Raw genomic sequence first — 13,632 nt, 5'->3', positions numbered from 1 at the left:
GTTTACGCCTCCGGCAGCTATACAACGATATCCTGCTCCTATAACATTTGTATGTACAAATGAACGATATGCTATAATCGTGGAATATGAACGGGTACACGATATTGCAAGTACGGAGGAAATTATGGCACCCAAATATATACAGGTTAAACAGGAAATTTTATCATGGATTCATTCATCCAAACTGCAGCCTCAAAGCCAGCTTCCATCTGAACATGAAATGTCTGAGCAATTTGCGGTTAGTCGGCAAACGGTGCGTCAGGCGCTGGGCGAGCTGGTACAGGAAGGCTGGCTGTTTCGCATGCAGGGCAAGGGGACCTTTGTCGCGACACGGGATAGGAAGCAACCTGAAGATCCACGGACGATTGGGGTGGTCACGACCTATATATCGGATTATATTTTTCCCTCTATTGTACAGGGGATTGAATCCAAATTAAGCCGTCAGGGCTACAAGCTGCTGCTGTCCAGCACAGGAAATGACCCTGAGCAGGAACGCCAGTGTCTGGAAATGCTGCTGAGCCAGCCGCTGAGCGGAATTATTATTGAACCGACCAAAAGCGGGGAGCGCAATCCCAATTTGAATTATTATTTGACCGTGGAAAATCGCCAAATCCCTTATTTGATGATCAATGCGCGTTATGAGGAAATGGATGCGCCTTGTTTGCGTGTGGATGATGAAAAGGGTGGTTTTTTGGCGGCTGAGCATTTGATCAAGCTGGGTCATCGACGGTTGGCCGGATTTTTCAAAACCGATGATATGCAGGGAATTTTGCGGATGAAGGGGTTTGTGGCTGCTCACCGCAAATATGGGGTGACATTACACCCGAATGCAGTAACGACTTACCGGACAGAAGAAAAAAATGAGCTTCCATTACAACGTGCATCGGAGCTGTTGGCGATGGAGGCGGGGGAGCGCCCGACCGGATGGGTGACCTATAATGATGAGCTGGCTGTTCGACTGCTGGATATTGTACGTTCGGCGGGCCTGAGCATTCCCAATGATTTATCGCTGGTTGGGTTTGATGATTCATTTTTGGCGACAGCAACGGAAATCAAGCTAACGACCATTCGGCATCCCAAGGAAGAATTGGGGCTGCGTGCTGCCGATACCATGCTGTCGATGATTGAAGAGAAGGGCTATCGTGAAGAGGATCGTCAGTGGATTATACCGCCTGAGCTTATTGTTCGCGAATCCACAGGGCCAGCCCCGGGAAACGTAGGGTAGAATTTCAGTTGCTTTTATTTATGAACATGTAAGGACAAGTTGGTGTGTATACGGCTTCCAAGCGGTATATTTTCTCGGCATACTTCTCACCACACTTCTCGTCACACTATAGCAGCCTGTTTTCTCAATTGCAGAAAATAGGCTGTTTTTACTATGTTTTTTCTGAAAACGGGTGTGGAAATTGATCGAAAAAAGAGATAAAAAAAGACTGGCTAAGTTGTACGTACAAGTGTATAATGAAAGCGGAACCAAGGATAAAGGGTCGTAACGACCTTCCTGTCATTTTCATCAGAAGTTGGGTTCAGTCACTTCCATTGCAGATTTCAGAAATGATAGTAAAAGGAGTGTCTTATACATGTTGGAACAATTGAAAAAGGAAGTATGGGAGGCCAATCTGGCGCTTCCAAAGCATGGTCTGGTTACTTTTACTTGGGGAAATGTAAGCGGTATCGACCGTGAGCAGGGATTGGTTGTTATCAAGCCAAGCGGTGTGGCCTATGAAGATCTGAAGGCTGAGCAATTGGTTGTACTTAATCTTCAAGGTGATATTGTTGAGGGTGATCTTCGTCCTTCATCCGATACGCCTACACATTTGGCGCTGTACCGTGCTTTCCCGCAAATTGGAGGCATTGTGCACACTCACTCCTCCTGGGCTACAAGCTGGGCGCAAGCAGGACGTGCGATTCCGGCGTTAGGTACAACGCAAGGCGACTATTTTTATGGAACCGTTCCATGTACTCGTGCGATGACTTCGGAGGAGATTGCCGGGGAATATGAGCTGGAGACAGGGAATGTGATCATTGAGACCTTTAAGGATATTAGTCCAACAGACATTCCGGGTGTACTCGTGAATCAGCACGCGCCGTTCACTTGGGGTAAAAATGCTCATGATGCAGTTCATAATGCGGTTGTGCTGGAGGAAGTTGCCAAAATGGCATACCGTTCCCTCATTCTGAATCCGGAATTAACCTCGATGGATCAGGCGTTGCTGGATAAGCATTTTCTGCGCAAGCATGGGGCCAATGCCTATTATGGGCAAACGAAAAAGGAGGAGGCACACAAATGAGCAAGTATACCATTGGTGTCGATTATGGAACGGAGTCCGGCCGTGCGGTCATTGTTGACCTGTCAAATGGAGCCGAAATTGCTACGCATGTAACACCATATCGCCATGGGGTTATTGATGAAGTGCTGCCAGGTAGCGGACGCAAGCTGGAAATGGACTGGGCGCTGGAGCATCCGGCTGATTATATTGAAGTGCTGACCACTTCTGTACCTGCTGTTATGAAGGAAACGGGGATTTCCCCAGATGACATCATCGGGATCGGGATTGATTTCACGGCATGTACGATGCTCCCGATCGACGCACAAGGACAACCGCTGTGCTTTGACGAGAAGCTGAAGGATAACCCGCACAGCTGGGTAAAGCTGTGGAAGCACCATGCAGCACAGGATGAAGCAGATCGTTTGAATGAAATTGCTTCTCAGCGCGGAGAGGCGTTTCAACCCCGCTATGGAGGCAAAATTTCGTCCGAATGGATGATCGCAAAAATCTGGCAAATTCTGAATGAGGCACCGGACATTTATGATCAGACAGACCGTTTTGTAGAAGCGACAGACTGGGTTATTTCTCAGCTCAGCGGGGAGCTGAAGCGTAATCAGTGTACAGCTGGCTATAAGTCCATTTACCATCATCGCGATGGTTATCCGGACCGCGAATTTTTTAAGGCGCTTGATCCGCGTCTGGAAAATCTGACGGATACGAAGCTGCGCGGTGAGATTTATGATTTGGGTAGCCGTGCAGGTGGATTGACAGAAGAAATGGCTGCAAAACTCGGGCTGAATCCGGGAACAGCGGTAGCGGTAGGCAATGTGGATGCACATGCGGCTGTTCCGGCAGTAGGCGTCGTTACACCAGGCAAGCTGGTCATGGCGATGGGAACTTCTATTTGCCATATGCTGCTCGGCGAGGAAGAAAAAGAAGTAGAAGGTATGTGCGGTGTTGTAGAGAACGGAATTATCCCGGGATATTACGGATATGAGGCTGGACAATCGGCAGTAGGAGATATTTTCGCCTGGTTCGTAGAGCATGCTGTTCCGGCTGAGGTGAAGGAGCAGGCAGCTGCGGAAGGCGTAAACGTCCATGTATGGCTGGAGCGTAAAGCGGCTGAATATAAACCGGGTGAAACCGGATTGCTCGCACTGGACTGGTGGAACGGTAATCGTTCTGTCCTGGTTGATACCAACCTGACAGGTCTGATTGTCGGGTATACGCTGCTGACGAAACCAGAGGAAGTGTATCGTACATTGCTGGAAGCAACAGCATTCGGCACACGTAAAATTGTCGATGCGTTCCATCATAACGGCGTACCGGTAGATGTATTGTATGCGTGCGGTGGATTGCCGCAGAAAAACCGTCTGCTGATGCAAATTTATGCCGATGTAACCGGACGTGAGATTAAGGTGGCTGCTTCTACCCAAACTCCTGCGCTGGGCGCGGCTATGTTCGCGGCCGTGGCTGCGGGAGCTGAAGCCGGGGGATACGACGATATCGTCGAAGCAGCACGCCATATGGCGCGTGTACGGGACGAGAGCTTCAAGCCGATCCCTGAGAACGCTGCCGTATACGATAAGCTGTACGAGGAATACAGCCGTCTTCACGACTACTTTGGACGTGGAGGCAACCCGGTCATGAAAAAGCTGAAGGTCATCAAGGAAGAAGCCGGACGTTCATCAGAAGTGACAAGCACTAAATCTTAAGAAGCTAAAGAACAAATTAACCAGAAGCCTCGTGAGGCTCTATGGTATCTAAAAAAGCACAGTACACCGAGAAATCGGCAAACTGTGCTTTTTTTTGCTTGTTATATTGTGTGAATTACATGATGTGAAAGTCTTATCAAATGAAAGATGGTAATGCGTTCCTTTCGAAGACTTTCATGAAAAGTACATCCGTTTCGTTTCAAGGGACATTTTTACTTTTTCAGCATGGCATCAGCAAACAAAATGGATTTTGGAATACGGAAAAACTGTTCCGCCTGATCCTGGAAGGTTTGCGAAGGAACGGTACCCTGGTGCAACCATTTTCGGAATGTGCCGGGATGAACGCCAATCCAATGACTGACATCGGTCACCGAAATATCATGAACCATGCATAGACCCGCCAAGATCCGATTTTTGACCGGAGAACGAGTTACAGTCCGTTTCATAAAACGAGACGGCGCAGGTTGACAGATGAGCGGTGAACGCCGAACAACTTCTTCATTAAACAGAATATGGTGCGGATAACCAAGTGTATTACACGTCTTTTCCAGATTGGTGTTGCCAGGAATACGGCCCTCATATACCCACGCGCTAACGCTGCGTGAGGAGATGGAAAGCTCCTCGGCAAGTTGGGACAGTTTAATGTCATTTGCCATCAGAACGGCAAGCAGAACGCGATTGCGTACTTGACAGCGTGTTGGCTTGCGAAAACGTTTGATACGCACACCTTTTCCCAAATATTTGCGATTGATCAGAGACCACGCCTGAATGGAATGTTTGTCTTGTTGTTTAGGCATATACCCTCCGATTTTTTTAACCACATACTACTATATCCGAAGGGGGCTTTGCAAGTGACTCTTCTCCCGATTTTCTTTTAATCCCATGGGCTTAACCGGTTTATGGAAAATAAGGTCCATTAGGCCTATAAAATTGGAAGTTTAAGGTGTCAATATATCAAATTGTGACATTATTTTTGGAAATTGAGGTAATATGTTCTATATGCAATCATCATGTAAAAAACTTTGTTGATTTGGGGCAACACTATTTACAACAAGGAAAAACTAAATTAGGTAAGCAATTAGTAGAACAGGGGCTAGCAAATATCAAGTTAGTCTATAAGGAAGATGAAATAGACAAAACTATGATGCACTTGACGTAACGAGATTTATTAACGAACGAATCACTGGAATATTTATAACGGAAGGCACTTATCATTCTATTGCTTAGTTACTATAAGATTCAATTGGAAGACCAAGTCAAGATAATTCTTGCTTGGTCTTTTCACCTACCCAGTGCTGAATGAATTGGGTAGCTAAGTCCAATCGAATTTAACCTCACTGCACCCGTATGATATTATGCAAATATGCCTGTACGCACATGAACCCCTTTATCACAATCCTCTAACCTTGCAAAAGTCCTAAAATCATCAGATACTACTATGTTTTACTACAAATAACTTATCTTTGTTTTCTCTCGGATTTTCTGAATTTATCATTAATGCAATTATTACAACAGTTTATAGGCAAGCCTCGATCGATAGGGTAAACAGGTCAGTTACCGCACCTAAATAGACAGATGCACCGACTACAAATAGTGAGGGTGCATAATGATAATTTTGCTCCGCAACTAACTGGACATTTGAAACGATGATTATAACGAAAGAACACTCTGGTAACGTGCCAGTTGACATATACAGGTAAGGCAACGTGTTGGCTAGCCACCTTGCTCTCTAATTATAGACGGAAATTCGTTAAAAAATTTCCGGCCACGTCGAGAACAGACAGGCTGGAATAGTGAAGGTCCGGTAAAATTACTGGCTGCTGGACGGTAGCGTTCCGCTGGATGGTAGCTGCTTGTTGAGTTCTCAAGAAAAAATTATCGAGGTCTAGGAGGTACTTATGGCAGATCAAGTATTGACCCTTACTACGGCATATGCACGGGAACAAATGGCCCGTGCAAGGGCGGAAGGGACGGCACTGACGAAGGTGGTTAAAGTGGCTTTTGGGAGCGGCGGAGTAGACCAGGCTGGTAATCCCCTGCCAGTGGGTGGGACGGAACAAACGCTGAAGCACGAACTACTTGTGAAGGACATCTCCAGCTATGAATTCATTGCTCCTGCAACAATTCGGTACAGCTGTTCTTTAGCCGAGAATGAGCTGGCCGGGGCAAAAAACAATGAGCTTGCGCTTGTCGATACTGCCGGCAAATTTACCGCAGTTCGCACGATGACCAACAAGGAAAAGGATGCGGATATGGAGTTCATTTTTGAGATTGACGATATTTATTGACAAGGAGGAACCCGAGAATGTCTATCAAAGAGCCACGTAAGTTTGTTCCCACGGATCAGGGGCACGCTGATGTGCTGAACATCCCGATAACGACGTTATACGAGAATGACCGGGAGCTGGCCGCGCAGGTGGAAAGCATCCGTTCAGACCCGGCAGGCAACGGAGTAGTTCCGAAAGAGGCTTTCGATCAGTACAAGCAAGAGACACAGACGCAGATTAACACGGCTTTGCAAACGGCAAAGGATTATACAAGGGACTATGCAGCTCCCAAATCGCACACTCATCTCGCATCTGACCTGCCAAGTGCTAGCACGCAAGCTCGCGGTATCGTGCAACTGAACACATCGACAAGCAGCACGGCCACTGACCAGGCTGCTACACCGAGCGCTGTCAAGGCGGCGTATGAGGCAGCAAATGCGGCAAATTTGGCGGCTGCAGCGGCAGAAAACAACGCTAAAAATGCAAGCATGCCGAGGGCCACGCGAGTTATTGGCGACCTGAACAGCGTTATAGAAAACGGATTTTACGATGGGTCTAGCATGGCTAACGCTCCAAGTACTGAGTGGTATTATGTTGAGCATATATCACATTCACAAAATCCCGGCGCTTGGCGGCTTCAACGAGCAACGAATTTTTATGATGGCGTTACGTACTGGAGGCAGATGCGAAACGCGGTATGGACGGCTTGGCAAATATTTGGGGGTGGTGGCGTGAAAAAAGTAACGAGGTATTCGGTAGATATGTACAATGGTACACAAGACGATGACGGTATTGTCTCAGTAACGATCCCGGCCGTAGACCCAAATAAAACATCAATCAACCTAACTGGATATTATTTAGACGGATTTGGACCATATGGACCAAATGATAAAATATGGTTTGACGCCAAAACTCCAGCAGTCTATCTTTACAACGCAACAACGGTCCGTGTGCGAACTACGTACAAGTTCAAGAGTGGACTTGATATTTATGTCTATTTCGAAGTGATTGAACACAACTGATGAGAGGGTGAAACAAATGCCTTATATCCAAGTTGACAGCAATAGTATCGTTTTCGCAATCAGCGACAGTAAAACAATACCTGACAGCCAAAATATTTTTGAAGTTGACTCATTTGATACGTCTCTTTTTGGTAAACGTCGCCTTGCAGATGGTACGTTTGAAGAAGTACCGCGTCCCGAACCATCGCAGGAAACAACCACCGAATAGGCGTATTTATCCTTATAACCACTTGATCTTGACCAAAGCAATGGAGCATTGAAATAATGGTGTAAAGGACCATTGAAAAGATGGTAAATATGAAGAAAATCCGCTATCTCGATTATGTAAAATTCGACAACTTGATTGCACCATTTCTGTTTATGGATTCCGACGATTATATCAAGTTAGTCGGAGAGTCCGCACCAGGCCGAATGGAAATTATCCATAAGCAGAAGAAGCGCCGAGCATAAGAAAAGGGGACCGCCCCCACGGCCCCCCTCTCTTGCCTAGCTTTTCTTGCGTTGCATCTTGTTGTACAACTCGTAGGCTCGTTTCCGATTTTACGAATTTTCAATGGAAGTTTAATGAAGTGACCTCTAAGAAGATAACTACCAAAATGATTCGAGGTCAAAAATGTGTAATTACTGACAAATTATTCAATTAGTTTTCAGTAGCTTCCTAATTCAAGTATTATTTTGGTGAAAATTGGGATTTTTTCAATGAGTGCATCAACGACTTAGAGTGGATACAGTCTGATGCATATCTTGTATGTATAAGTAACGCAGGGAAATTGTTAACCCTACCCGAAACTGATATTGAGATATTCGTAAATATCTTGGCTAGTACAGCCAAGGAATAAGAAGGCAGAAAATATGGTGCGATCTCTACTTCTCCAACACCTTTCAATGTAATAGTGTATTGTACAAATGGTGACGAAGAAAAGGTTGTTATCGAGAAATTTCAAGAATTAGGAGTTACTATAGAAAGAATGTAAGCTGTAAGACCTTGGGGCGGCAATCCTCAAAGTCTTTCTCTTATCCCCACCCAGTGCCGAATGAACTGGGCGGATATGTAGAAAAGAACTTAACCCACATTGGTTGTATTTGAATCCCGTCTATTATAATTGTATTAATATTGTTAACGTATTATATATGACAAGAATGGAAAATCAAGTGGATGAACAATGTTATATGATAAGGGTGTAAAATATCATCCGTATGCTGATGCAGGTTGCCTAAGCGGAAGGACAGTCAATATACACCACTATTTATAACAAACAGGTCGATTATGGTCAGATGCCACCATGATTGACCTGTTTTTTTGTTACATTGATTAAGGCTTATGATGATTTATTCACAACTTTGTAACCTCTCGGTTATGGGGGTTGCGAGATTGTTGTCAAATTGTTTTCCTATGTTTACTTACTACAGTCTGGTAATCTATTAATATATATGGGGGACGAAAAGACGTTTGGATTCAATCAGTTGAGATGCGTTTATGTTCTAAATGTTGAGTGAATGTCTATATTGCCATGTCTATATCGTCATGTCTGTATAACTTCATAGACAAGCTAGAGATAGCTCCCGCAGATAATAAAATACAGCACAGGATGGTGTAATGGATGAAGCTTTTAAAAGTAAAATGGATGGCAGTGTGCTTGATGGCAATCTGTTGTTTGGGTCTGCTGGGCATACATACGAATACGGCGAGTGCGCAAGCAAAGGCTCCTTTGCTGGGGGTCAATGATGTATTACTAGATTCGAATACGGTTCAGCCAGTGATGAAAAATGACAAGTTATATGTACCTATCGTTATATTAGGGCAAAAGATGGGTATTTCTGCTTCGGCTAGCGGAAACACACTGATACTGACTGGACATAACCGCAGCTTTACGCTGAGCTTGACCAAAGGCGATGTTTTCGAACGTGGAGGACGCACGATGGTGCCAATTCGCACTTTGGCAGATGCGTTCGGATTCACCATTACGCTTCCATCAAGTAATCTGTATCGAATTCAGAACGCAAATGCAAGCTTGTCTGATGCACAATTTGTGAATACATTTGCAGCGGAAATTAAGCAGCACGCAACTGTCAAACCAGGCAATACGGGAAATTCCAAGCCTTCCAGCCGCACGATTTATTTAAGCTTCGATGATGGTCCTACAGCGCACACTTCGCAGCTGCTGGATATTCTGGACAAATATAATGCCAAGGCTACTTTCTTTATGCTGGGACCGGAAATTCGCCAACATAGTGCAGTGATGAAGAGAATGGTAGAAGAGGGGCATGGTCTGGGCTTACATGGAATGAGCCATCAGGTGAAGAAAATCTATGCATCTCCTGCAGCAGCACTTGCAGAAATGAATCAGGATAATGAGATTTTATTCCAGGCAACCGGGAAACGCACTTCTTTAATTCGTACGCCTTATGGCAGCAAACCGTATTTGAAGAAAGCTTACCGCGACCAACTGACGGGTGCAGGCTATCATATTTGGGATTGGAATATAGATTCTAATGATTGGCGTTATACCAAAAATCCCGAGCATTTTGTAAAGACTGTTCTAAGTGACATTCGAAGATTGAAAAAGCAGGGCAGAACACCTGTCGTCCTGATGCATGATAAGCCATCTACGATCAAGGTACTTCCACAAATCATGGCTGCTTTGCAAAAAGAAGGATATTCGTTCGAGCCATTGAACAACAACCTGACTCCGCTTAATTTTTGGAATGATCATCGTTAATTGAATAGAATGAATGGGGAGAACCGTGGATAAATTCCACGGTTTTTTGTTGAGCCTACAGACCGCTTGGCGCTTGTTTATATGAATCTATGAATTGGCATTCATATCAGGTCATACGGCTTTACGGGTTGCTGCGTCGCTGCATATATTACAGTAACCGCCCCGAGAGGAGGAGCAGGTATGAATATTAATCCAAGCATGTTTAGTGTGTTTTGCGCTACCACAGGAGCCATTATTACGTTTGCTTTTGGCGGCTGGAATCAGCTGATGGTGCTATTCACAGTTGCTATGGCTGTTGATTATGTGACAGGAGTTGCCGCAGCGATTAAGACTGGACAAGGTCTGAGCAGCAAGGCCGGTTTTTGGGGTTTGATGAGAAAGGCTTTTATGCTAATGGTGATTTCTTTGGCACATCACGTGGATCTCCTGATGGGGACGGAAATTATGAAAGGAGCAGCGACGTATTTTTATTTATCCAACGAACTGATCTCTATTACGGAAAACTGTTCACGAATGGGTCTGCCGCTCCCACCGAAGCTCAAGAATTTTTTTGCTCTGCTGAAGGACAAGGAGTCTGACGGGAAAGATGGAGGAAAAGATCGCTAGAATTACAATGCTGCTTTCCGTATGTGGGGCGTTATGATAAAATTTTCAAGAGAACATTTTTTAGATAAGGAGCCTATACGCATGATTAAACATATTGTTTTGTTCAAGTTGAAAGACCGCTCCCCTGAAAGCATTGAGCATACGGCATCCATTTTGCGCAGTATGAATGGCAAGATCAAGGAATTGCTGTCGCTCGAAGTAGGTACGGATGTAATTCGTTCAGAACGATCTTACGATATTTCCCTTACAGCTGTTGTCGAAACACTGGAGGACCTGCAAACGTATCAGGTACACCCTGTGCATCAGGAAATCATTGTACACATGAATGAAGCGAAGGATGTATCTATCGCAGTTGACTATGAAATCTAAAGCGATGACTGGAGGTGCAGTAACTTGTATTATGTCAACCGGGAACAAATTGAGCTTCGCCTAGAAGCCGTTCCCGACATTGCCGCAGGGCTCCGCCATATAGCTGGCACCTGGAACGGGGATTTGTTGCAGGGGCTGGTGCAGGAGCGCTGCCTTCATCTGGCGATTGAGACGGTAACGGACGTAGGAAGCTATATCATTGACGGATTTATTATGCGCGACGCCAGTAGCTATGAAGATATTATCGGTATCATTCATGAGGAAGGCGTATTGGATGATACCGTATTTCGTTCGCTGTTAGAGTTGGTATCTTTGCGTAAACCTCTAGTACAGGAGTATTTTCATTGGGACCGGACAAGCCTTCACCCGCTCACACCTAAGCTGCCTGAGTTGCTGGAGCATTTTGTTTTCAGCGTGCATGATTATTTAAATAAGGAATTGGGTCCGCAGCCCGAGGGAGTGTAAAGGCAAAAGTGACGGATAAGTATATCGTACCCGAAATGCCCACCAGGCGCATGATTATGACACTATTGAAAACCCAGGGACCTGTGGGCGTCGGAAGCTTGGCAGCTCAATTGGGCATTACCGAAATGGGGGTGCGCAGGCATCTCAAATTGATGGAGCAGGATGGGCTGATCGTAGCTACGATTGTGAGGCAGGCGATGGGACGTCCGACGTTTTTGTACAGTTTGAGCGAGCAGGGTAGTGAGCAGTTTCCCCGTAATTATGATCATCTGCTGCTGGAACTGTTAGAGGAGCTGGATGAAGAGCAGGGAATGGAAGCCGTTCACTCTCTGTTTGATGGTAGAAAACGAAAAATGATGAAGCGGTATGCCCCACACATGGTAAGTGAGACTACACTGGCTTCACGTGTGGAAAAGCTTTCAAGTATTCAGAACGCTTCTGGTTATATGGCAGAGTGGCGCGAAGAAGAGGATGGCAGTTACTCTCTTGTGGAGTACAATTGCCCTATCTCTCAAATTGCAGGCCGCTACCGTAAGGCTTGTGAATGTGAGCAGCAAATGTTCGAGGAGTTGCTTGATGCCGAGGTGGTTCGTGAGGATTGTCTGGCAGATGGAGGCCGTTGCTGCCTGTACCGTATCCGCTCCCGAAAAAAGTAAAAGCTTTTCCGGCTTGTTCCCTGTATCATGACAAGCTTTCCGTGCTTATAATGCACTAACAGATGGGCATTCGCCCGGGCACAAGGGAGAGATGATGATGAAGGAGAACTACAAAAGCTTTATCCGTGGCGCGTTGGCAGGTAGTCTTGCCGGTTCACTGGCTGCGTTGTTATTTGCCCCCAAATCAGGTCGCGAGTTGCGTCAGGATATTACAGATCAGGCGCGTCACGTAAGCAACAAGGGACAAGAACTTGCGGGGAAAATTTCAGATACCTCAATCGAGTATACGGACAAGATTAAGGAAGCGGCCTCAGCCGTCATTCATGAAATTGGGCAATGGCGTAAAAAAGATGGCGGAATTATTCATGAGGCGAGCGTTTCGTCTACTCCTGTTCAAGAGGATACAGAAGAAGATGCTCTGTAATGGTCTGTAAGCGATAGGTGAGATAACTGAGTATCGTTTGGATTCGTGGCTTCTCCCATCCGGGTGAAGCCTTTTTGTTGCTCACTTCATTGTTTTAGGGTAATCTTTTGGGGTACCTTTTATATGATTGCGACATAAGGTATGTAGCAACGGATAGCTTCCCGAGAGGGAACAACTTATATTTGAACAAAAAAGGAAGCGGTGTGTACGTGCAGCAAGCGATTGCAATATTGGATTCCGGTGTAGGAGGTTTGACGGTTGTCAAAGAAGTCATGCGTCAGCTTCCGCGGGAAAAAATCATTTATTTTGGAGACACTGCGCGCACCCCGTATGGCCCCCGACCATCGGAAGAGGTTAAGAAATTTACGGAGCAGATGGTTGATTTTCTGATTCAGTTTGATCCGAAAGTCATTATTATTGCTTGCAACACGGCAACAGCCGCGGCATTGGACTATATAAGCCAAAAGGTGTCCATTCCGGTGATCGGAGTCATCCATCCCGGGGCTCGTGCTGCGATGAGCGCAACTGCCACCGGACATGTCGGGGTGATTGGGACTGTCGGCACCATCCGAAGCGGTGCATACACAGCTGCGCTTAAGCAGTTGTCTCCCTATGTAGACGTGGTGAGCCACGCTTGTCCTGCGCTTGTTCCTTTGGTGGAACAAGGACAGTTCCGTTCAAAGACGACATCGCAGGTTGTGGAGGCATCGCTGAAGCCCATTCAAGCGTATCCGATTGATTGCCTGATTCTGGGTTGTACACATTATCCTTTTTTAAAGGAAACGATTCAGGAAGTGATGGGACCTGCGGTGAAACTGATTAGCTCGGCGGACGAAACGGCTCGTGAGACAAGTACCATTTTGTATAACAAGGGCAGGCTGGAGGCTGGGGATGAAACGCCGGTGCATCAGCTTTTTTGCTCCGGCGATCCGGAGCTGTTTCAGCGCATTGCCGCCAAGTGGCTCGGGGAGCAAATTCGGCAAACCCCTGTCGTCTGGCAAGTGACCAATCTGGATTGACGAGACAACCGTCTTTTTTGTCATTGGACAAAAGAAGACGGTTGTTTTGCTTTTCGCTACATCAAGACACGCAGCATGTGCATAACATGCATTAAGGCA

General features: G+C 45.9%; 16 protein-coding genes and 1 pseudogene. 16 read left to right on the top strand and 1 reads right to left on the bottom strand.

What is annotated here, in order from left to right:
- Window positions 1-124: 124 nt before the first annotated feature.
- The 3 genes from B4V02_RS16540 (at window position 125) to B4V02_RS16530 (ending at window position 3,985) form a co-directional block, all read left to right on the top strand.
- A complete protein-coding gene (locus B4V02_RS16540) occupies window positions 125-1,225 on the top strand; it encodes a GntR family transcriptional regulator (RefSeq protein WP_094155626.1) in 1,101 nt (366 codons plus the stop codon).
- Window positions 1,226-1,580: 355 nt separating this feature from the next.
- Window positions 1,581-2,291: an L-ribulose-5-phosphate 4-epimerase gene (araD, locus tag B4V02_RS16535; RefSeq protein ID WP_094155625.1), complete on the top strand. Its 711-nt coding sequence runs from the start codon at window positions 1,581-1,583 to the stop codon at window positions 2,289-2,291.
- Window positions 2,288-3,985, top strand: a complete 1,698-nt coding sequence (locus B4V02_RS16530) for a ribulokinase (RefSeq protein WP_094155624.1) — start codon at window positions 2,288-2,290, stop codon at window positions 3,983-3,985. Before araD ends, B4V02_RS16530 begins: the two co-directional genes overlap by 4 nt.
- Window positions 3,986-4,197: 212 nt before the next feature.
- Here the strand turns inward: B4V02_RS16530 and B4V02_RS16525 are convergent, their stop codons facing one another.
- The gene (locus tag B4V02_RS16525; protein ID WP_094155623.1) at window positions 4,198-4,782 is read right to left on the bottom strand and encodes a helix-turn-helix domain-containing protein; all 585 of its coding nucleotides are present in this window, start codon (window positions 4,780-4,782) and stop codon (window positions 4,198-4,200) included.
- A 146-nt stretch (window positions 4,783-4,928) separates the two neighbouring features.
- On the opposite strand from B4V02_RS16525, the gene B4V02_RS16520 reads away from it, so the two are divergent.
- The 13 genes and pseudogenes from B4V02_RS16520 to racE all read left to right on the top strand — a co-directional run bounded on the left by B4V02_RS16520 (window position 4,929) and on the right by racE (window position 13,533).
- Complete coding sequence (locus tag B4V02_RS16520) at window positions 4,929-5,144, top strand: hypothetical protein (protein ID WP_094155622.1); 216 nt, start codon at window positions 4,929-4,931, stop codon at window positions 5,142-5,144.
- 739 nt (window positions 5,145-5,883) lie between these two features.
- Window positions 5,884-6,273: a hypothetical protein gene (locus B4V02_RS16515; RefSeq protein WP_094155621.1), complete on the top strand. Its 390-nt coding sequence runs from the start codon at window positions 5,884-5,886 to the stop codon at window positions 6,271-6,273.
- 17 nt (window positions 6,274-6,290) lie between these two features.
- A complete protein-coding gene (locus B4V02_RS16510) occupies window positions 6,291-7,274 on the top strand; it encodes a pyocin knob domain-containing protein (protein WP_094155620.1) in 984 nt (327 codons plus the stop codon).
- A gap of 16 nt (window positions 7,275-7,290) precedes the next feature.
- Window positions 7,291-7,482 carry a hypothetical protein gene (locus B4V02_RS16505; protein ID WP_094155619.1) on the top strand — a complete coding sequence of 64 codons (192 nt, stop codon included), beginning with the start codon at window positions 7,291-7,293 and terminating at the stop codon, window positions 7,480-7,482.
- Between the two features lie 89 nt (window positions 7,483-7,571).
- Window positions 7,572-7,724 carry a hypothetical protein gene (locus tag B4V02_RS25925; RefSeq protein WP_157739749.1) on the top strand — a complete coding sequence of 51 codons (153 nt, stop codon included), beginning with the start codon at window positions 7,572-7,574 and terminating at the stop codon, window positions 7,722-7,724.
- Between the two features lie 224 nt (window positions 7,725-7,948).
- Window positions 7,949-8,113, top strand: a pseudogene (locus tag B4V02_RS27230) (barstar family protein); the annotation flags it as partial.
- A 762-nt stretch (window positions 8,114-8,875) separates the two neighbouring features.
- Complete coding sequence (locus B4V02_RS16495; RefSeq protein WP_094155618.1) at window positions 8,876-9,994, top strand: polysaccharide deacetylase family protein; 1,119 nt, start codon at window positions 8,876-8,878, stop codon at window positions 9,992-9,994.
- A 180-nt stretch (window positions 9,995-10,174) separates the two neighbouring features.
- Window positions 10,175-10,600 carry a phage holin family protein gene (locus tag B4V02_RS16490; RefSeq protein ID WP_094155617.1) on the top strand — a complete coding sequence of 142 codons (426 nt, stop codon included), beginning with the start codon at window positions 10,175-10,177 and terminating at the stop codon, window positions 10,598-10,600.
- An 81-nt stretch (window positions 10,601-10,681) separates the two neighbouring features.
- Complete coding sequence (locus B4V02_RS16485; protein WP_007429783.1) at window positions 10,682-10,969, top strand: Dabb family protein; 288 nt, start codon at window positions 10,682-10,684, stop codon at window positions 10,967-10,969.
- A 24-nt stretch (window positions 10,970-10,993) separates the two neighbouring features.
- Window positions 10,994-11,434 (top strand): DUF86 domain-containing protein, encoded by a 441-nt coding sequence (locus B4V02_RS16480; protein ID WP_094155616.1) that lies wholly within the window; start codon window positions 10,994-10,996, stop codon window positions 11,432-11,434.
- 8 nt (window positions 11,435-11,442) lie between these two features.
- Window positions 11,443-12,090 carry a helix-turn-helix transcriptional regulator gene (locus B4V02_RS16475; protein WP_094155615.1) on the top strand — a complete coding sequence of 216 codons (648 nt, stop codon included), beginning with the start codon at window positions 11,443-11,445 and terminating at the stop codon, window positions 12,088-12,090.
- Between the two features lie 97 nt (window positions 12,091-12,187).
- On the top strand, window positions 12,188-12,514 hold the full coding sequence (locus B4V02_RS16470) for a YtxH domain-containing protein (RefSeq protein WP_094155614.1): 327 nt from the start codon (window positions 12,188-12,190) through the stop codon (window positions 12,512-12,514).
- 209 nt (window positions 12,515-12,723) lie between these two features.
- Complete coding sequence (racE, locus tag B4V02_RS16465; protein WP_043890936.1) at window positions 12,724-13,533, top strand: glutamate racemase; 810 nt, start codon at window positions 12,724-12,726, stop codon at window positions 13,531-13,533.
- Window positions 13,534-13,632: the final 99 nt, after the last annotated feature.

The sequence above is a fragment of the Paenibacillus kribbensis genome (genome assembly GCF_002240415.1).
Lineage (GTDB): Bacteria > Bacillota > Bacilli > Paenibacillales > Paenibacillaceae > Paenibacillus > Paenibacillus kribbensis.
Note: the sequence above shows the minus strand (reverse complement) of the source record. Positions and strands in the feature narration are given on the sequence as shown.

What these genes read in the sequence shown, in the direction of transcription:
- B4V02_RS16540 (WP_094155626.1), top strand. Translation starts at nt 125, where the DNA reads ATGGCACCCAAATATATACAGGTTAAACAGGAAATTTTATCATGGATT.
- araD (WP_094155625.1), top strand. Translation starts at nt 1,581, where the DNA reads ATGTTGGAACAATTGAAAAAGGAAGTATGGGAGGCCAATCTGGCGCTT.
- B4V02_RS16530 (WP_094155624.1), top strand. Translation starts at nt 2,288, where the DNA reads ATGAGCAAGTATACCATTGGTGTCGATTATGGAACGGAGTCCGGCCGT.
- B4V02_RS16525 (WP_094155623.1), bottom strand. Translation starts at nt 4,782, where the DNA reads ATGCCTAAACAACAAGACAAACATTCCATTCAGGCGTGGTCTCTGATC.
- B4V02_RS16515 (WP_094155621.1), top strand. Translation starts at nt 5,884, where the DNA reads ATGGCAGATCAAGTATTGACCCTTACTACGGCATATGCACGGGAACAA.
- B4V02_RS16510 (WP_094155620.1), top strand. Translation starts at nt 6,291, where the DNA reads ATGTCTATCAAAGAGCCACGTAAGTTTGTTCCCACGGATCAGGGGCAC.
- B4V02_RS16505 (WP_094155619.1), top strand. Translation starts at nt 7,291, where the DNA reads ATGCCTTATATCCAAGTTGACAGCAATAGTATCGTTTTCGCAATCAGC.
- B4V02_RS25925 (WP_157739749.1), top strand. Translation starts at nt 7,572, where the DNA reads ATGAAGAAAATCCGCTATCTCGATTATGTAAAATTCGACAACTTGATT.
- B4V02_RS16495 (WP_094155618.1), top strand. Translation starts at nt 8,876, where the DNA reads ATGAAGCTTTTAAAAGTAAAATGGATGGCAGTGTGCTTGATGGCAATC.
- B4V02_RS16490 (WP_094155617.1), top strand. Translation starts at nt 10,175, where the DNA reads ATGAATATTAATCCAAGCATGTTTAGTGTGTTTTGCGCTACCACAGGA.
- B4V02_RS16485 (WP_007429783.1), top strand. Translation starts at nt 10,682, where the DNA reads ATGATTAAACATATTGTTTTGTTCAAGTTGAAAGACCGCTCCCCTGAA.
- B4V02_RS16470 (WP_094155614.1), top strand. Translation starts at nt 12,188, where the DNA reads ATGAAGGAGAACTACAAAAGCTTTATCCGTGGCGCGTTGGCAGGTAGT.